Source organism: Chryseobacterium sp. SC28 (assembly GCF_003932955.1).
Classification (GTDB): domain Bacteria; phylum Bacteroidota; class Bacteroidia; order Flavobacteriales; family Weeksellaceae; genus Epilithonimonas.
In genome coordinates this window covers 22,962-43,251 of sequence record NZ_QOVY01000006.1, presented here as the reverse complement: position 1 = coordinate 43,251, position 20,290 = coordinate 22,962, and the positions used below count along the sequence as shown (strand labels likewise).

Below are 20,290 nucleotides of genomic sequence, written 5' to 3'. Positions count from 1 at the left end.
TTTTGGAATATCTTCATAACGCCATAAAAATATGCACTGATTTTTTTTAAATGAATTTAACAAAATCTGACTTCTAAAGCATTTTATTTCTCTTTTTAAAACCTTAACTTTACCCCAAATTACAATATAGATGTACTTAGTTTTCGACGCAGAAACCACCGGTTTACCCAAAAATTTCAACGCACCACTCTCAGATTCAGACAATTGGCCTCGGATGGTTCAGATTGCTTGGCAAATCCACGATGATCTGGGCAACCTTATCGAAAACCAAGACTACATCATCAAACCGGAAGGTTATGACATCCCGTTTAATACTTCCAGAATTAACGGAATCACTACAAAAATTGCCAATGAAGAAGGACGAGATTTAGAAGAAGTTTTAATAGAATTTTCCAAAGCGTTGGAAAACGTAAGAGTCGTTGTCGGACACAATGTAGAATTCGATTACAAGATCGTAGGTGCAGAATTTTTCAGGAAAAACATTACAGATAATCTTCAGGAAAAACCGAAAGCCGACACAATGATCCTGGGAACCGATTTTTGCCAAATTGCGGGCGGAAAAAACGGAAAATTCAAATCGCCCAAACTGGCAGAACTTTACGAAAAACTGTACGGCGAAAAATTTGACGAAGCCCACAACGCCGCGGCAGACGTGAATGCAACCGCCCAAGCCTTCTTCGAGATGATGAGAATCGGCTTGATCTCTGCGGATGTTTTGAAAGTTTCGGAAATGCAATTACAAGAATTCAAAAAAGCAAATCCATCGATCATAAAACCTTTCGGAATCGTCATCAGAAGACAGATTGCCAACTTCAACATTAAGAAAAAACAAACCGACTTTGGCAGTATAGACGACATCGATTTGGGAAAATATTTCCATTTCGACAATCACAGTATCTTCTCTACCTTGATGGCTACGAGCACCATCAATGATCTCATAAACAAAGCCACGGAAGAGAATTTTTCTGCCGTCGGGATGGTAGACATTGGCAATATGATGGGCGCGTTCAAATTCGTTTCTGCGGTGGAAGATACCAACGCTGCCCGTTTAAAAAAACATCAAGAATATTGGGATAAAAAAAAGCAAGCCGAAGAGAATAGCGAAGATTTCATCGAAGAAGAGCCCATCAAAGAGCCGCTGATCCCAATCGTTGGCTGCGAGTTTTTCATCTCCGAGCGCTTTGAGCAGAAACAATTTACAAAAGACGATCCCGACCGCCGCACGCAAGTCGTTTTGCTGGCAAAAGATTTCGAGGGTTACAAAAATCTGATTAAGCTCTCCAGCATTGGTTTTCAGAAAGGTTTTTATTTCGGCGTTCCGAGGATAAGCAGAGAATTGATTGCTCAATATAAAAAAGGACTCATCGCACTCACGTCGGGGATCAACGGCGATATTCCCAACACCATTTTAAATATTGGCGAACAAAAAGGAGAAGAACTTTTCCTATGGTGGAAAGACGAATTCGGTGATGACTTTTATGTGCAACTCCAAAATCACAATCTACCCGAGGAAGAGCATTTGAACGAAGTTCTCTTGCAGTTTGCAGATAAATATAATGTCAAAATTCTGGCTCAAAACGAAACTTTCTATACCAAGAAAGAGGATGCGGATATCCAAGATATTTTGTGCTGCATCAAAGATGGCGAAAAGCAGTCAACGCCCATCGGAAAAGGTTTTGGTAAAAGAAAAGGTTTGACGACCAACGAATATTATATCAAAAATCCGGACGAGCTGCGGCAAGCTTTCCTCGCTTATCCCGATGCTTTCGATGCTTATGAGGAATTTTTAGCAAAGTTTAAACCTTATACTTTGAAGCGTGATGTTTTGCTTCCGAAGTTTGACATCCCCGCAGAATTTGTGGATCCTGAAGACGAAAAAGATGGCGGAAAGCGCGGTGAGATGGCCTACCTGAGACATTTGACGTACGAAGGTGCAAAAAAACGCTATCCGAATATGACTCCGGAAATAAAAGAGCGTTTGGATTTTGAGCTGGAAGTGATTGCCAACACAGGCTACCCGGGTTACTTCCTGATCGTTCAGGATTTTTGCAACGAAGCCAGAAAAATGGGGGTCACCGTGGGTCCCGGGCGGGGCTCGGCAGCCGGATCCGCGGTGGCTTACTGCATAAAAATAACCAGTATCGACCCTATTAAATATGATCTGCTTTTTGAGAGATTCCTTAATCCGGAAAGGGTTTCGATGCCCGATATCGATATCGATTTTGATGATGAAGGCCGCGACAAAGTCATCAAATGGGTGGTTGAAAAATATGGACAGGAGCAAGTGGCGCAGATCATCACATATTCCGTTTTGGGAGGAAAATCGGCAATTAAAGATGCGGGTCGCGTTTTAGATTTGTCGATTCCAGAAACCAATATGATTGCCAAACTGATTCCGCCAAGTCCGGGAATAAATATTGCCGGAGCGCTTTCGAAATACGACAAACTGAGACCGGAAGACCAGCAATTGGTGGACGAGATGAAAGCCATTTTGCAAAACCCCGCTGACGCCAGATTTGCCGTTTTGGAAAGTGCCAGAAAGATGGAAGGTTGCATCCGAAACACGGGAATCCACGCTTGCGGCGTGATCATAACGCCTGAGCCGGTGAGCAATCTGGTGCCGATTACGATTGCTGCCAAAGATGCCGACATTTTGGTTTCGCAGTTCGACAACTCGGTGGCAGAGAGTGCCGGTCTTCTGAAAATGGATTTTCTGGGACTCAGAACCTTGACGATAATCAAAGATGCGGTGAAACTCGTCAAAGAACGCCACGGAATCGACATTGATCCCGACGAAATCCCGTTGGATGATGCCAAAACCTATCAATTATTCAAAGAAGGAAGAACGATCGGGATTTTCCAATACGAGAGTCCCGGAATGCAAAAATATATGCGCGAGCTCAAGCCTACCGTTTTCGCAGATTTAATCGCAATGAACGCGCTTTATCGGCCCGGTCCGATTAAATATATCCCAAATTTCATCAACAGAAAGCACGGCACAGAGGAAATTATTTACGATTTGCCCGAAACTCAGGAATATCTTGAGGAGACCTACGGCATCACGGTTTATCAGGAGCAAGTGATGCTTCTGTCTCAGAAATTGGCCAATTTTACCAGAGGCGAAGCCGATACTTTGAGAAAAGCGATGGGGAAAAAGCAAATCGAAGTTCTGAACAAAATGTATCCCAAATTCATAGAAGGCGGCCGGAAAAATAACTTGGACGAAGAGCGCTTGCAGAAGATATGGAACGATTGGAAAGCCTTTGCAGAGTACGCTTTCAACAAATCTCATTCCACCTGTTATGCTTGGATTGCCTATCAGACGGCATATTTGAAAGCCAATTTTCCGGCGGAATATATGGCAAGCGTGATGAGCAATAATATCAACAACACGGCTTCTATCACGATGTTTATGGAAGATTGCAAGGCAATGGGCGTGGATGTTTTGGGTCCGGATGTCAATGAATCGCAGTACAAATTCTCGGTGAATGACAAGGGGCAAATCCGGTTTGGACTGGGCGCCATCAAAGGTATTGGAGAAGGACCCAGCGAAACGATTGCTTTGATAAGAAAAAATGGTAAGTTTAAAAATATTTATGATTTCTTCGAAAGAGTGCCGGCATCGCAAGTGAATAAAAGAGTAGCCGAGAGCCTCGTGATTGCGGGTGCTTTTGACGAAGTGGATACTTATCACCGTGCGCAATACTTCGACGTGGATTCTGCAGGCAGGACAACTATCGAAAGACTTTCGCGCTATGGGCAGAGTTTCCAAGAGAGCAAAGGCGAAATGGAAAACTCGCTCTTCGCAGATTTTGCAGACGAAGTGCAAATCGAAAGACCGAAAATCTTGCCTTGTGCAGAATGGCCCAATATGCATAAACTCAACAAAGAAAAGGAAATTATCGGTTTCTATCTGTCTGCGCATCCTTTGGACGAGTTCAAATATCAGTTCCAATTTATGCAAGGTGTCCTTTCCAAAAAAGCCATTCTCGAAGAGAAGCAAGAGGAACTCATTTTGGATGAGGTAGTGCCGCTTCTGGAGGTCGATGACGTTTCCGAGGAAGAAGTTTCTGATATTTCTATGTCCGAAGATCTTATTTTGGAAGATGAAATCGTGGAGGAAATTACTAAAAAAGCGGAGCCAAAGGGTAATTTTAATTTTTTGAATCTCGATGAGGTGGAAGCTTTTAAAGACCAAGGCTTTCCTGCGAAAGTGGCAGAACTATTTGAAGAGAAGAAAAGCTGGAAAGAGCGCCAGAACGAAAGAGAAAATTCCAAAGAATATACTGTCGCAGGCTTGATCACAGATTATAAAGTGTCAGACGGCTTCCGAAGTGGCGAAAAAGTAGCTTTTGTCCAGCTGGAGGATTATACAGGTTCTTACTCCTTTCGCTTGGGCGACCGCGATTATATGCGGCTGAAAGATAAATTGGACGTCCAGCGATTTGTGATTATGAAGCTGAAATTTTCGCAAGGAAAGGATGGACGTGTCTTTGTAAATGTAACTGACGTTTTGGATCTGAAAGAAGCCTTTCAAAAATTTGTAAAAAGTATGTCGGTGGTGGTTCCTTTGGATTCATTGCGACAATCGGATCTCGATTTTTTTAAGGAAACAATCTTAAAAAATCGGGGAGAGCATAAGCTTAAATTCTATATCAAGAATCCAGCTGACCAATCAATTTTGGAACTTGTTTCTATGAAACATCTGATCAATATTAGTGAAGAACTTTTGGAAGTGCTCCATGAGGTTCAGAACTATGAAATTTTTTTGAATTAGTAAAAATGATGACAAAATAATGCATTATCCGTAAGCATTCTTGTTATTTGCTAAAATAAAAGAGAAATAAAAATCTACTTCGTTATACAAATGCATATTTTTGAAGATTTATCAATTCCAAATTAGCAATATTTCGGTCTCCTGTTAAAATAATTAAATTTGCATCAAAAATATTTGGTGTTTTCTAAATTATAATTACTACATTTGCGCCACAAAAAATAAATTAAATTTTTATGAAGAAATTTTTACTATCGTGCTTTTTAGCATTGGGTATTGGCGCAAGCGCACAATACAATTATACCGCCGATCCTTCTACAGATCCGGCTGTTATCTATTTTGCCGTCGCACCTACGACTGTTGCAAGTGCTTGCTTGGGTAATGGCGTTTCTCAGGTGAGTAAGGCTGGTGCAACGCAAGTTGGTGTTGGAGTAAATCTAACAACTCTAACCGCTAATACGCCCTCGCAGACAAATAATGGGCAGGCTGCAACAGTCTCTGTCTCTTATAAAAAATCAGGTACAGGTACCGGAACCTTATTTCTTGTTTATTTTGACACCGCCGCAGGGGGAACAACGTGGAACGTAAATACACTGGCCAGTGTTGAGATTACTTCGTCTGCCGTGACTGCCTGCCAAACCCTTACAGCGACTATCCCTGCCGGTACGCTTATGACTGATGGTTCAAAAGATTACGCTTATGGTTATTTTTATGTACGTTCTGCTGGTAATGCAACTATTACAACCGCTGATTATAAAATTGTTCAGGATGTTGTAACTACGCCGCCGGCTTGCACCACCATTACTTCACCGGCTAATGGTTCTGTTATCACTGCGGGACAACCTACAATCACTTGGGCAGCAGCACCCACTGCAGTAAGTTATAAATTAACCATTGGCACTACCTCTGGCGGAAGTGAGGTGTTTAGTGGAAACGTGAATGGCACGTCATATTCTTTTCCCGCAACTGTAAATACAACTTATTACGCCAAGGTAGTACCTTCTAACTCCTCAGGCGATGCATCGGGATGTCAGGAAATATCATTTAGTACAAATAATTCTGTTTCCTATTGCTCTTCAAGCGGTCCTGCTAGTGCCCAGTTTGAAAAAATAACCAATGTTTCTTTTGCAAGTATAAATAATGCTTCTCAGGGTTCTACAACTCCATACCCGCCCGGATATGAGGATTTCACCTCGGTTGTAGGAGACGTTACCAAAGTAAATTCTTACGATCTAGTAATAAAATCGGACAGAGTGTATGCGGGAGATTTCATACTTGCCTTTATAGATTATAATAATAATGGAAGTTTTGCTGACACGGGAGAATTGGTAGCAAATATTCCGGTCACCGCGAATTCAACTGCATATACCAGTGCGCCGAATAGCGTTTCAATACCAAATACCGCTACGGAAGGCTCCGTTCGCATGCGAGTGTTGATTTATGACAGTAATGCCGCATATTCGCCCACACTGCCCACTTCATCATGCGGAACCGCAACTTATGGACAGGTGGAAGATTATACGTTAAACATTTCTCCTACTCTGGGTGTATCAGATCTTAGCAAATCGGCTATCTCGGTTTATCCAAACCCATTCACAGATGTTCTTAAGATCTCCGACGTAAGAGGCGTCAAATCGATTTCTGTAAATGATATGACCGGCAGAGAGGTAAAATCTCTTGCACCATCCGCAGAGCTTAATCTTTCTAATCTGAAAACAGGTTTGTACATCGTAAACCTAAAAATGGAAGACGGAAGTGTGAAATCTTTCAAAGCTATCAAAAAATAGTTTTTTAATAAACCACTATTAAAGCCACTCATTTGAGTGGCTTTTTTACTACCCACAAACACAGACTATCAGGCATATTTCATAACTGCCTAAAAATCGGTCAAAATTAATTATTAGCCTTCAAGGCATTTTCAAATAATAATCTTATTTTTATTCTGAATTTTTTTTCGAATGACAAATTGCTAATACGGGATAAAAAAGATTACATTCTGTTTTCGGTGATGCCGATCGGTAACTGTTCGGAAAACTTTTGATCATAAATATTAAACAAAAAAACAGGGATTCCAATGAAGAAGCAGCCACTGTTAATCTTATTGATTGGTTTCATACTTGGGATTGTCTTTCAGGAATACTTCCATCTCAATGATTTCACTGTTTTTAGTCTGCTGGCCTTATCCGGCGTTTCATTAATCGGCATTGGAATCGAGATCGGATTTTTCCCGCGGATCAAATATGAGGTGTTGGTATTTTTCTTCTTTTCAATCGGGGTTTTCGTTCATTTTCAAAACTCTTCGGCTCAGCAAATTCCACCACTTGATGGAAAAGAAAATATCGTTTTCCAGCTTAATAAAAAACTGAATTCCAACGAAAAAAACAGACGATATATCGTGGACATTGTAGCGGTTCCATCTGAAGAAATCAAAGATTTTTCCCCCATCAAGAGCGTTCTGAGCATTCCGAAGGATCAGGAACTGTTGGATTTCAATCATTTCTACGACGCCGAAGTTTACATCCATCAGCCGGAATCTGTCGCGAATGATTTTCAATTTGATTACAAAAAATATCTCGCAAGACAAGGCGTTTATTTGCAAGCCTATTTGCCCAATGAAATTTTAAAAACGGAAAAAACCGACGTTTCTTTTCCGGATCAGATTCGTCAAAAACGCCTAAGCATTCTCAACGAAATCAATCGGTCGCCGCTGTCGCCGAAGATTCAGGAGTTTGTCAAAGGCATTATTTTGTCGGATCGCACGGAGATGGATTCCGAGACGGTGACGGATTTTAACCAGACCGGTTTGGTGCATCTGCTGGCGATTTCCGGCTCGCACATGGTCATTATTTTCTGGCTGGCGCTTTTTATTTTTAACCAAATTATTCCGGTGCAGCTCAGGAAAGTATCCATTATTTTAAGTCTGGTTTTGATCTGGGCCTTTGCCGTTTTCATTGATTACGGAAGTTCCGTGATGCGCAGTTGTTTGATGATTTCGTGCTACTATATTATGGTTTTGCTCCAGCGTAAACCGGATCTTTTGCACGCTTTGGCATTGTCTGCTTTCCTGATTTTGGTGGTAGATTCCAGGCAGCTTTTCGAAGTGGGATTTCAGTTGAGTTACGTCGCTGTATTGGGAATTTGGTGGTTGGCAGAGCCCGTCAAAGCGCTTTTTGGGCAGCCGAAGTGGTGGCTTTTGGATTTCGTTTACAGTATTGCAGCAATGACGATTGCGGCTCAGATTGCGACCTTGCCCTTGTCGATTTTTTATTTTCATCAGTTTTCCTTTATTTCCATTTTCGCAAATCTTCTCATCATTCCGCTTTCGGAGGTGATTATTATTTCGTCTTTGTTTATGGTTATTTTCATTGCGTTTGGACTAAAATTTCTTCCTGTTTATGAGCTTTTCGATACGTTTATTCTGTATGTTTTGAAATTGATTCATTGGTTTTCGGGCTTCGAAACACTTATGAATAGGAATCTTTCTCTCAATTTATGGGAAATCGTCTTCTTATTCCTTTCAATTTTTTTTCTAAAATTTGTTGTCAAAGAGCATTTGAACCTAATGCATTTGCTTCGTTTCAGTTTTTGTTTGCTCGTGTTTTTCGGTCTTAGAATTGGTTTTAATGTGTATAATTTTGAGAAAAAGGAGGTTTTGGTTCATCAGTTTTATAGGGAGAAAATCATCAGCGTCAAGGACAAAGATCAAACAGTTTTCTGGCTGAAGTCCAATAAAAATGAGGCAAAAATCAAAGATTTTGTCATCAATCCGTATTTGATCTCGAGACGGACTGCCCATTGCAAAATCAAATATTATCCCGAAGACGCCGAAGCTTTTGTCTTCGAAGGAAAAGCTTATGGGTTGAAATAATTTGAGTTTCTAACTCGCAAATAATTCGGCAGATTCTTCAAATTATTCATTCGCAGGATTAAGAGTCCGTCTGAAAAGAAGAACCAAACAACCCAACTTATAAAGCAGGATGTCATTTTATTTACCGCACTTGCGGAGCCACTTTTTCTCCGAACAACGCGATGGATTTCATCATCACATCGTGCGCCGGATCGCCTACATCCATATGTCCGATAAATCTTGTCAGTCCGAATAAATCTTTCATGTCGTTGATTTTATCTGCCACTTCATCCGCACTTCCCATAAATAATGCGCCATCCCTACTTCGGCCGGCCTCATATTGTGCTTTGCTAAAAGGCGCCCATCCGCGGCTTCGCCCGATCCTGTCCATCTGAGCTTTGTACGTAAAAAAGTATTGATCAATCACTTCTGGATCGTCGCTTACAAAGGTGTGCGAATGGATGGCGATCTGCATTTTGGTCTTGTCGTGGCCGGCTCGCAGATATTCTTGTTTGTAAAATTCAATCAGATTTTTGAACTGTCTCGGCATTCCGCCAATGATTGCCACAATCAAGGGTAAGCCCAATTTTGCAGCTCTCAGGACAGATTCCGGTGTACCGCCAACCGCCACCCAGATAGGCAGTGGGCGATTTTGGTAAGCTCTGGGATAAACGGTTTGGTTGCGCATCGGCGGGCGCAATGTTCCGCTCCAGCTGACATTTTCTTCGTTGTTGATTTTCAACAATAAGTCTAATTTCTCTTCAAAAAGCTGGTTGTAATCGGAAAGATCGTAGCCGTACAAAGGGAAAGATTCGATGAAGCTTCCTCTGCCCACAAAGATTTCGGCTCGTCCTTTGGTAATCAAGTCGATGATGGCAAAATCTTCATAAACCTTCACGGGCTCTGCAGAGCTAAGAACCGTGACGCCGCTCGCTAATTTTATGGTGTGGGTGATGCTTGCAGCGGCGGCCAATAGAATTTCCGGCGAGGAGACGGCGTAATCTTCGCGGTGATGCTCGCCCATTGCGAAAACATCCAGACCCAATTGATCCATCAGCTTCACCTGCTCCAAGATTTCGTTTAATTTTGTGCTGACATCTCTGTATTTTCCTGTCTTGGGATCCGGCGAAATATCTCCGAACATTCCTATTCCTATTTCCATAACGGTCGTTTTTTACCGCAAATTTACAACTTCGCGGTTGCCAAAGCATTGATGTAAGGTAATTACAATTGGTTGAACTTCGCAGAAATCCTTTCATCATAAAGGTAATTTTTTATTACAAATCATTCGTGTCCTTTTCGCGATCGTTGATTTGTTTAAGATCAAAAAAAACCTCGGAAAAATCCGAGGCAAAAAAGAAAATTAAAAAGAAAAAAGATTTATTATTTTACAATCACTCTCCTGACCTCACCGTCCGAAGTTTTAACGATGTAAACACCTGTAGCCAGTTTTGAAGTATCGATGGTTAGCGCATTTGTTGCGGTGCTAAGCAATTTGCCAGACATATCATACAAGTCATAATCCTTTGCTTGGTTCAGGTAAAGCGGGTTTCCTTTGGTGACCGGATTGGGAAAAATGCTGAATGTTGCCTTCTCAGCTTTTGGTTCTCCTGCTGCTAAACTTGGAGACAGCACTACTTCATAGATTGACAGTGTTCCGCTGATTTCGTTGGCAACCACCACGTAGCCTTTGCCGGTCGTAGAGTTTTCAGGAGCGATGTAAGTAATACCTTCGGGACCATTATCTCCGCCGTACGCAGTTGTCATCCGCGGATTTTTGTAGTCTGTAAATGTTGGGTTTGCAAGATCTGTGACGTTGTAAACCATAACACCGCCTGTTCTTTCGAGCGTAATGAAGGCAAAAGTCTTTCCGCTGATGGTGCCGAGAGTCACGCCTTCGGGTTCTGGGCCTTTTGCTCGGCTTCTGTTTTTGGGATCGTTGCTTTCGTTGTCTGCGTTGAAGATCAACGGATGATTTGCGGCAACGTATCTTTCAAATTGATCGCCACTGTCATAGACAATCGTTTTTGTATCTGCATTGAAAATAGAGAATGATCGTGCGCCCAAAGCGTGAATTTCTTCGTATTCGGCATCGCCGTCTGTATTGCCGTTCACATTGGTGACGCGGAATCTTCCTAAGTTGTAAGATGCTTTTAGGACAGAAGCATTCGGGAAGACAGTAGCATCCAAAGCATAGCCGCTGGCGCCCACGGTGGTTCTTTCACTGAAGCCGCTCAGGTCTTTCTCATCGCCTTCGTTGGCCGTGATGATATAGTTGGCGGTTCCTACTTTGTACGAAGCCATGGCGTCCGGATTATAATAGGCTTTTACCGGCCAGTTAGCAATTAGGATTTCCCCATTGTTGTCGGAAGCGTCGAAACCGTTTCCGGGAAGGTTCATATCTTTTTGACCCAAGCCCCAGATGTTGCCTAAAGTTTTGGTGGATAGATCTACCTCGATGACGGCATTATTTTCTTGGCACGAAACCCATGCCTTCTGGCTGTCTGCACTGATGGCAATATATTCGGGTTCCAAATCCTGAGCCAAGGTGCTTGTAGATTTTACTTTTCTGCCGCCGGATGCAGCCAAAAGAGCCTCTTGACCGTTGAAAACTGCTAACGAAAGCGTCGTTACATTTGACTGTGAAAGATTGGAAATTCCGCCGGTGATGTCGATGATGCTGATGGATCCTTCGGGATCTACGGTGTAGGCGTCGTTGGGTTCGCCTTCGTTGGCCGTCATTACTTTTGTGCCGTCAGGTGTGAAAGTGATCATATCGGGAAGGACGCCCACGGTCACTTGTTTCAGGAAGTTGCCGGCGGTATCAAAGAAGACGACAGATCCGTTTTGTTGGGCGTCGGTTCCGTTGGGAGAGGCTACCGCAACGATTCCGTTTTTTACGGCGATGCTGGTGATGCCACCGTAAGGCAACATATTCACCGTCGAAATGACGGCGGGCGTTGCCGGGTTGCTGAAATCGATAATATCGAAAACATCGGTCAAAGCACTGATGGTGAAGAGCCTCTGGGTTGCAGGATCGTGAACGACGATCTCAGTCGAACTATTATTGCTTCCCGAAGGGTCAAAAAATCCAAGGTAATTGAGTTCAAGTTCTTTAGTGGGCGTCGGCACTGCTTTGTCGTTATCTACAATATAAATGGTTGACGTCGCATTGCCGGAGATAGCTGTACCCACAGGATTCTCAAGAGCTACCACAAAATATTCTGCCTGTTGCTCATCCGAATTATCATCAATAATTGGAATATTTATCGTGACACTCCCGGTTGAAGGGGTAATATTGATATTTTGATTTTGTAAAATGAAATCGCTGCTGTTTGCCGTACCGAAAGGTGCGGGTTTTACGACGAGATCGACTGTTGCATTGGACGGATTGTTGACGTTGATCTTCACTGCTACGGTTCCGGAATTCTCATCAACTTTTACGAAAGTTTTATCAAATGAAACAGTCGTTCCGGCGGTGGCAAAAGTAGATGAGGAGACGGCGCTAACAGCATTATCACTCAGATCCTCGACTAGATTTGGTTTTAGGGCTAAATAATAAGTCTGATTGGGCAGCAAACCGGCGTTGGGGATCACTGTAATTTTATTATTACTGATTGTCGTTGTGAATGCGACTGTGCTTCCGGTGCTGTTATTTAATCGTAATTCCACCAAGTTTTGCGCATTGGCGTCCGTGATGGCCGAATTGTCAATCAGTCTTACATCCTCATTAAAAGAAATGGTGGGGCTTGCCGTCGTAGAAGCATTGGTTGTTCCATTCGCCGGAAAATACGTGACGGAGGGTGCAGTGGTATCTGTATTACCGATTAAGGTTGCATCAAGGGTAAAGTTATCAAAGCGGTTGTTTCCACCGGAACCGCCTCCCGTTGCGGCAAACTCCACTTTCAATTTAAAATTGGGATTGTTGGAAGCGCCCGAAACTGCTGAGAAATCAAGTGTAATCAATTGTGGATTAGCATCTTGAGGATTCACCGTCTGATATGGTATAAAGGTAGTTCCATCTGTGGAATAAGACCAATTTTGTGTACCTGCTCCGGAGCCCGATCTTCTCGTTGCAAATTTCACCACCACGTTGTTATATCCGGTCGTTGGCAGATGGAATTGTATGTTGCCATTGATTGGATTATTGTATCTCAAATGGGTTCCGGCAGGATCTCCGTTTCTGGCGTTCAAGTTATCGACATTAAAGTTTTGTCCCGTGCCGCCGGCGTAGTCAATATACGTATCGCTACCGCTTGTGCCGGTGGAAACCGCCGTGATAGAACCATTCAGAAGAGATAGCGTTGGAGCCGTAATGGCCGCCACAGAAGAGTTGTTGTTAAAATTCCAATAATGTACCAAGGTCTGTGCAGACAAAAGGCTGTGAAACAATACAACAAATGGCAAAAGACTCTTGAAAAGGTATTTATTTTTCATATTACTTTTTTTGATTGCCGTAAAGATGGAAAAATATGCTGTTGCGAGACTTTAATTATACTTTAATTATAATTTAATAAAAGTTCCTAATGAAGCCCTTTTCAAGATCATTTTAATTGAAAATTAACTTAAAATTATTATTTAATTAATGGATTTGGCGCCCAAGACTACCATCTTTATTTCTTTTTTTCCCGAGCTTGCACTTGTTCATAAATGCTGTGGATCAAGCCGTCGGCCACAGAGATCTTAGGAACAAATATCTGTTTGATGTCGGCCCAAGACATCACATTGCTGAAGATCTGCAAAGCGGGGACAATCACGTCTGCGCGGTCTTCGCGGATATCGTATTGGTGCATCCTTTCTTCGACGGTTTGATTTTGCATATCCTTCAGATATTTTTTGATTACGGACACAGACATCGGTTTTCCTTCTTTGGTTTTGCTCATCGTGAAGATCTTGTTGATATTGCCGCCGGAGCCTATGGCAACCAGTGTTTTCTTCGTCTTAATTTTAGTTTTGATCTCGTCTTTCATTGTATCCCAGCTGCTTGGCGGAACCAATCCGTTTAGCAGACGAATGGTTCCGATATCGAAGGAATGCTCGTACTGCATTTGGTTGTTTTCGTAGAAAGTGAGTTCTGTAGAGCCACCGCCAACATCTATGTAGAGATAGGCGAAATCCTTGTCGAGCCCTTCTGCGACGTGGTTTTCGTAGATGAGTGTGGCTTCCTCGTCGCCGCTTATGATTTCGATATTGATGTCTGCTTGTTCTTTTACGATGTCGATGATTTCCTGTCCGTTTTTTGCGTCACGCATTGCACTGGTCGCGCAGGCGCGGTAATGTTCTACATTGTAGATCTCCATCAATTCCCGGAAAATGATCATGGTCTTGATGACCATCTGTTTCCTTACCGGGCCGATCTCTCCGTGGCTGAAAACATCAAAACCCAGTCTCAGCGGGATTCGCAGAAGATTCAGTTTGGTGAATTCCGGTTTCCCGTCGGTTTCTTTTACATCATTGATGAGCAGCCTTGCAGCATTACTTCCGATATCTATGGCGGCAATTATCATTTAGGGGTGCGATTAAAGGTTAAATTTAAAATAAACGATTCAGTATTTCTGATTTTTGAGAAACTTGTAAATTTCGATCTGCGACCGTATTTTTTCGGCAGAGTTGCATTGGACGTATTCATTTCTCATATTTTTGTCCAGGATTCTTGCTTTGACGTTATCCCGAAGTTGGATTTCCAGTAGTGCTTTCAACTCTTTTTTCAGATTTTTTTCTAAGATAGGTATGGCTGCTTCTATTCTGTAGTCCAAGTTTCGCGTCATCCAGTCGGCGGAGGAGATGTACATATTCTCTGCACCTTTGCTATAAAAATACATCACCCGGGCGTGCTCCAGATATTCGTCCACAATACTTATGGCATAGATTTTTTCTTTGAAGTTCTTTTGGTTCACGGCACAGTAGATGCCGCGGACAATCATTTTGATTTTGACACCCGCTTCCGCAGCTTCGTAGAGTTTTTTGATCAGTGTCCTGTCGCTCACGGAGTTGGCTTTGATGATCATTTCGGCTTTTCGTCCGGCTTTGGCTTCTTCTATTTCCCGGTCGATATGCGCTATTATTTTGGCTCGCATAAACTCCGGAGAGACCAGCAGATTGGTGCAACTTCTCAGGGTGACTGTGGGATCAACTTTTGGTTTACTAAGTGCTAAGAAAATTTTATTGATGTCTGCCATTATCGATCTGTTGGACGTCATTATGAGATGATCGGCGTAGATCTTCGCCGTCTTTTCGTTGAAGTTTCCGGTGCTCACGAAGCCATATTGAATGGTTTTATTATTCACTCTTTTTTTGATAACGCACAGTTTGGCGTGTACTTTTCTGTTGGGGAAGCCGAGCAGCACTTTTACGCCTTCCATTTCCAGTCTTTCTTTCCACAGCAGATTAGATTCTTCGTCGAAGCGCGCTCTCAGTTCCAGCATCACGGTGACTGCTTTTCCGTTTCGGACCGCATTGATCAGGGCATTGATTATTTTAGAATTGGGCGCAAGCCTGTATGCGGTGATTTGGATAGACCTCACATCGGGATCCATTGCGGATTCTCTTAGCAGATCAATGACGGAGTCGTAGGAATGGTAAGGGAAGGTGAGCAGAACATCTTTTTTTATGATCACGTCTGTCACCCTCTGTGTGTTCGCAAATTCCGGATGGGTGAAGGAGGTTCTCTCGACGGGTTTTTCATACGCTTTGAAGACGTCGGGGAAATCCATAAAATGTCTGAAATTATGAATCTTTTGCCCCGGAATGATGCTGTCTTTTTTGCTGAGATTCAGTTTCTTGATGAGGAACTCCAGTAAGGCCTTATCCATCTCCTTGTCGAAGACGAAGCGGGTGGGCTTGCCTTTTCGCCGGCTTTTGATGCCCTTCTCTATTTTGTCGGCCAGCGTGGTATTGATATCGTTATCGAGGTCGAATTCTGCATCTTTCGTTACTTTGAAGCAATGTGCCGTGAACTCGTCATATCCGAAGTACGAAAAAATATGAGGCAGATTGTAAATGATAACATCCTCCAAAAGCATCAAATCCTTTTGCTCGGGATTTTCTGTCGGGAGCTGCACGAATCTTCCGTTGGCCGTTACAGGCACTTCTATGATGGCATATTGGCTCTCGTATTGCCATTCCTTTCTTCTCATGGCGATGCCGATGAAAAGACTCTTTTCCCGAAGATAGGGCATCGGCTTGTTGTCGTGGAGAAGGATCGGGATCACATTAGATTCTACTTCTTCGTCAAAATATTTGAAGACGAAAGCCTTTTGAGAAGGCGTGAGATGCTTATGATCCTTTATAAAAACTTTTTCTTTGGCCATCTCGCGTTGCACATCTTTCCAAGTACGGTCGAAATCCTCTTGCTGACGGATGACCAGTTTGTTTATTTTTTGGAGAATCTTGGAAGGTGCCTCATAAAAGGATTCACTTACGACTTTCTGTTTGAAGTCCATCGCGCGTTTTAGTCCTGCTACTCTCACGCGGAAAAATTCGTCCAGATTGTTGGAAAATATTCCTAAAAACCGAATCCTAAGATGAATAGGAACGCTTTTGTCCATCGCTTCTTGCAAGACTCTGGCGTTGAAGCCCAGCCATGTAATGTCGCGCGGATTGAATTCTTGTGGCATAGTTCTGGTTTTGATGATTTCAAAAGTAGTAAAATTCATTGGAAATAGAAACGGTTGACAAAGTACAACTTTACCTCCCGGAATTCTTTCTTCTATATTAATAATTTTAAAAAAAGTTCTAAAATGACAATATGTCACATTTTTTACCGTGGTACAAATATTGAGAATTGCACAGTATATTTATTAATAACAAAAAACAACCAATAAAATGAGCAAAATAATTGGAATCGACTTAGGTACTACCAACTCCTGCGTCGCAGTAATGGAAGGTAAGGAGGCAGTAGTAATCCCTAATGCAGAAGGTAAAAGAACAACACCTTCTATCGTAGCGTTTACAGAAGACGGTGAAAGAAAAATAGGCGATCCCGCAAAAAGACAGGCGGTCACCAATCCTAAGAAAACAGTATATTCTATCAAAAGATTTATAGGAACGCATTTTAAAGATGATGCGGCAGAAATTTCGAGAGTGCCTTACACCGTTGTGAAAGGACCCAACGATACCGTAAAAGTCAAAATCGACGACAGAGAATATACACCACAAGAAATCTCTGCAATGATTCTTCAAAAAATGAAAAAAACAGCCGAGGATTATCTTGGGCAAGAAGTGACAAGGGCGGTTATCACCGTACCGGCCTACTTCAATGATGCTCAGAGACAGGCTACCAAAGAAGCCGGCGAAATAGCTGGTGTCACTGTGGAAAGAATCATTAATGAGCCAACTGCAGCAGCTTTGGCCTATGGTCTGGATAGATCTCACAAAGACCAAAAAATTGCTGTGTACGACTTAGGTGGTGGTACATTTGATATCTCGATCTTGGATTTAGGAGACGGTGTTTTCGAGGTATTATCTACCAATGGTGATACGCACTTGGGTGGTGATGACTTCGATGATGTCATTATCAATTGGATGGCAGACGAATTCAAAGCAGAAGAAGGGGTGGACTTGAAAGCAGACGCCATTGCCCTGCAAAGATTAAAAGAAGCCGCCGAAAAAGCAAAAATCGAGTTGTCTTCTTCTCCACAGACCGAAATCAACCTTCCGTACATCACCGCAACGGCAACTGGTCCTAAGCACTTAGTGAAGACTTTGACCAGAGCCAAGTTCGAACAATTATCTGCCGACTTGGTAAAACGAACTATGGAGCCTTGTAAAAAAGCGCTTGCTGATGCCGGCCTTACAGTGAAAGATATAGACGAAGTCATCTTGGTGGGTGGTTCTACAAGAATCCCCGTGATCCAAGAAGAAGTCGAGAAATTCTTTGGTAAAAAACCGTCCAAAGGGGTGAACCCGGATGAGGTCGTAGCAATCGGTGCGGCAATCCAAGGTGGCGTTCTTACCGGCGATGTGAAAGACGTTCTTTTGCTGGACGTTACGCCGCTTTCTCTCGGTATCGAAACTATGGGAGGCGTATTCACCAAATTAATTGAGGCGAACACCACCATCCCAACCAAAAAATCGGAAGTGTTCTCTACCGCAAGCGACAACCAACCGGCCGTAAGCATCAGAGTAGGACAAGGCGAAAGACCGATGTTCAACGATAACAAAGAAATCGGCAGATTCGATCTAACAGACATTCCACCGGCACCAAGAGGCGTTCCTCAAATTGAAGTAACTTTCGATATTGATGCGAACGGAATCCTGAGTGTATCTGCAAAAGATAAAGGAACAGGAAAAGAACAATCGATCAAAATCCAGGCTTCTTCCGGTCTTTCCGAAGAAGAAATCGAAAGAATGAAAAAAGAAGCGCAGGAAAATTCTGCTGCCGACTTGAAGCGAAAAGAAGAAGTAGAACTCTTCAACAAAGCCGACGGATTGATCTTCCAGACCGAAAAACAGCTGAAAGAATTCGGAGATAAATTGTCTGCCGATAAGAAAGCAGCCATCGAAACGGCTCTTGCTGGCTTGAAAACGGCTTTCGAAGCTAAAAATGCAGACGATGTAAAAGCTAAAACCGAAGCTTTGGACGCCGCATGGATGGCCGCTTCCNCTTCGAAGAAGTAAAGTAAGTACTGATTAGTATCAACTAATAATAATTACCAAATCGCTGTAAATGTAATATTTACAGCGATTTTTGGTTTTTAGCCATTTTTTGTTTTGCTTGTTTTTAATCAATTTTTAGTATATTTTTGTATCATATTTGTACCGAGCGTTAAATACAGAAAATGTGCGCCTTATTAGGTCTTATTTTGTTTTTAATTGCATTTAAATGTGCATAGAATCAAAAAATAATTTTGAAATGGGTTTTAGTAAATTAAAAATTCCTAAAATTTGCGAGTTCTGCGAAAAACCATTCGAAGCTAAAACAGTTACGACAAGATTCTGCAGTAAATATTGTTCGGAAAAAGAAGGGAAAAGACAAAAGCGAATTGCAAAAGACTTGGAAGAAAAACAATCGCTTTTGGAAAAATCTGTTAAGAAAATTGCAGAAATACAAACTCGCCCCTATATTTCAGTTAGTGAAGCGGTAGTTCTTTTCGGCATTTCAAAAGATACCATTCGTAGACTAATTAAAAATGGAAAGATTCCTGCTCACAATTTTGGAGAAAGACTTACAAGAGTGAGTAAGTTAGATATAGAATTATTGTTCACTTCGATAGAACTTCCACCGAAAAAAGAAGAGAAATCAAAACCTAATTTCGAAGTTGGGAATTGCTACACGATTTCGGAAATCAGTGAAAAATTTCATGCTGATCCGGGAACCGTAAATAATGTAATTAGGAGAAACAAAATACCAACAAAGAAAGTGGGCAGTTTTGTTTATGTTCCAAAAGATGAAATCGATAAAATATTCGCAAATAGATGAAAGAATTAACCAAAACTAAAGTCACCGTTCGGCTTCGAAAAGCAGAAGATAGAAAGGAATGGTATATTTATTTGGAAAGTTATCCTGTCCAGGTTATTGGAAAGAAGTCGCCTCAGCGAATTAGAGAATATCTCAACAGAAGTGTAACCACCGTTGATTTTGATAAAAAAAGAGTAGCAAGAACTACCGAAACTTCAGTTTCTTACAAACCAAAAAGAAATGACAATGGAATCATTATTTGTAAGAGTGATAATGATATTGAAACGATGTTATATGCTGATGCAGTAAGAAAATTACGGCAAAAGGAATACGACAACGCTGATCTTTATAGTGAATTAGATACTATTCAAGCAGAACAAAAAGAAAAGTCTCAGGAAAATTTTATCAAGTTTTTTGAAGCTGTAATAAAGAAGCGACATAAAAACAGTTCAAGTTCAATTATTATAAATTGGGAAAGGTCTATCGAATTTTTGAAAGAGTTTGCTGGAGAAACGATAGTGTTTTCTCAAATCGACTTTAAATTTTGTGAGGATTTTAAATCGTTTCTACTGACCGCTAAAAGAGGAGGAAACAAAGATGGAATACTTTCACAAAATACGGCTTCCACTTATTTTTCTGTTTTCAAAGCCGCTTTGAAACAAGCTTTTATTGATGGCTATTTTATCACAGATATTTCTGCAAAAATAAAAAGTATTCCTTCTCAGGAAACTAGAAGAGAATACTTAACCATTGAAGAATTGAACATATTAGTAGAAACACCTTGTGAAAACGATGTATTGAAACGTGCTGCACTTTTCTCAGCATTAACAGGTTTACGACATTCCGACATTCAGAAATTGAAGTGGAATGAAATAAGTTTTGAAAGTAATCAGCCACGAATCAACTTCACGCAAAAAAAGACAAAAGGCGTAGAATATATGCCGATTTCTCAGCAAGCTTTAGAGATTTGTGGAGAACCAAAATTGCCCAATGATTTAGTTTTTGAGAATTTAACTAATCCATCTTGGATCAATCGTCCATTAAAAAATTGGGTAGCAAAAGCAGGGATTCAGAAAAATATTACGTTTCACTGTTTTCGACACACATTTGCAACGTTGCAATTATCCAATGGAACGGACATTTATACCGTAAGCAAAATGCTTGGTCATACGAATGTGAAAACAACACAAGTGTACGCAAAAGTGATTGATGAAAAGAAAAATAAAGCAGCAGAAGCAATCCAACTAAAATCTTTAAAGTCCAAATAATA

At 41.7% G+C, this 20,290-nt stretch carries 9 protein-coding genes and 1 pseudogene; 6 read left to right on the top strand and 4 right to left on the bottom strand.

Annotated elements, in window-relative coordinates; all coding sequences use genetic code 11:
* Positions 1-130 precede the first annotated feature (130 nt).
* The 3 genes from dnaE (at position 131) to DTW91_RS05180 (ending at position 8,642) form a co-directional block, all read left to right on the top strand.
* Complete coding sequence (gene dnaE / locus DTW91_RS05190; protein WP_125202331.1) at positions 131-4,777, top strand: DNA polymerase III subunit alpha; 4,647 nt, start codon at positions 131-133, stop codon at positions 4,775-4,777.
* Positions 4,778-5,397: 620 nt separating this feature from the next.
* Positions 5,398-6,561, top strand: coding sequence for a GEVED domain-containing protein (locus DTW91_RS05185; RefSeq protein ID WP_185144744.1), 1,164 nt, complete (start codon positions 5,398-5,400; stop codon positions 6,559-6,561).
* A gap of 287 nt (positions 6,562-6,848) precedes the next feature.
* Positions 6,849-8,642, top strand: coding sequence for a ComEC/Rec2 family competence protein (locus DTW91_RS05180; protein ID WP_125202329.1), 1,794 nt, complete (start codon positions 6,849-6,851; stop codon positions 8,640-8,642).
* Positions 8,643-8,763: 121 nt separating this feature from the next.
* On the opposite strand, the gene DTW91_RS05175 is transcribed toward DTW91_RS05180, so the two are convergent.
* The 4 genes from DTW91_RS05175 to ppk1 all read right to left on the bottom strand — a co-directional run bounded on the left by DTW91_RS05175 (position 8,764) and on the right by ppk1 (position 16,237).
* Complete coding sequence (locus DTW91_RS05175; RefSeq protein WP_125202328.1) at positions 8,764-9,783, bottom strand: LLM class flavin-dependent oxidoreductase; 1,020 nt, start codon at positions 9,781-9,783, stop codon at positions 8,764-8,766.
* Positions 9,784-10,004: 221 nt separating this feature from the next.
* Positions 10,005-13,058: a choice-of-anchor I family protein gene (locus DTW91_RS05170; RefSeq protein ID WP_125202327.1), complete on the bottom strand. Its 3,054-nt coding sequence runs from the start codon at positions 13,056-13,058 to the stop codon at positions 10,005-10,007.
* A gap of 176 nt (positions 13,059-13,234) precedes the next feature.
* Entirely contained in the window at positions 13,235-14,128 is an 894-nt protein-coding gene (locus tag DTW91_RS05165; protein WP_125202326.1) for an exopolyphosphatase, read from the bottom strand.
* A gap of 39 nt (positions 14,129-14,167) precedes the next feature.
* Positions 14,168-16,237, bottom strand: coding sequence for a polyphosphate kinase 1 (gene ppk1, locus DTW91_RS05160; protein WP_125202424.1), 2,070 nt, complete (start codon positions 16,235-16,237; stop codon positions 14,168-14,170).
* 208 nt (positions 16,238-16,445) lie between these two features.
* Between ppk1 and dnaK the strand changes: the two are divergent.
* The 3 genes and pseudogenes from dnaK to DTW91_RS05145 all read left to right on the top strand — a co-directional run.
* Positions 16,446-18,224, top strand: a pseudogene (gene dnaK / locus DTW91_RS05155) (molecular chaperone DnaK); the annotation flags it as partial.
* A 220-nt stretch (positions 18,225-18,444) separates the two neighbouring features.
* Positions 18,445-19,041: a helix-turn-helix domain-containing protein gene (locus DTW91_RS05150; protein WP_228412656.1), complete on the top strand. Its 597-nt coding sequence runs from the start codon at positions 18,445-18,447 to the stop codon at positions 19,039-19,041.
* The gene (locus DTW91_RS05145; protein ID WP_125202324.1) at positions 19,038-20,288 is read left to right on the top strand and encodes a site-specific integrase; all 1,251 of its coding nucleotides are present in this window, start codon (positions 19,038-19,040) and stop codon (positions 20,286-20,288) included. Before DTW91_RS05150 ends, DTW91_RS05145 begins: the two co-directional genes overlap by 4 nt.
* The last annotated feature ends 2 nt before the right edge of the window (positions 20,289-20,290 follow it).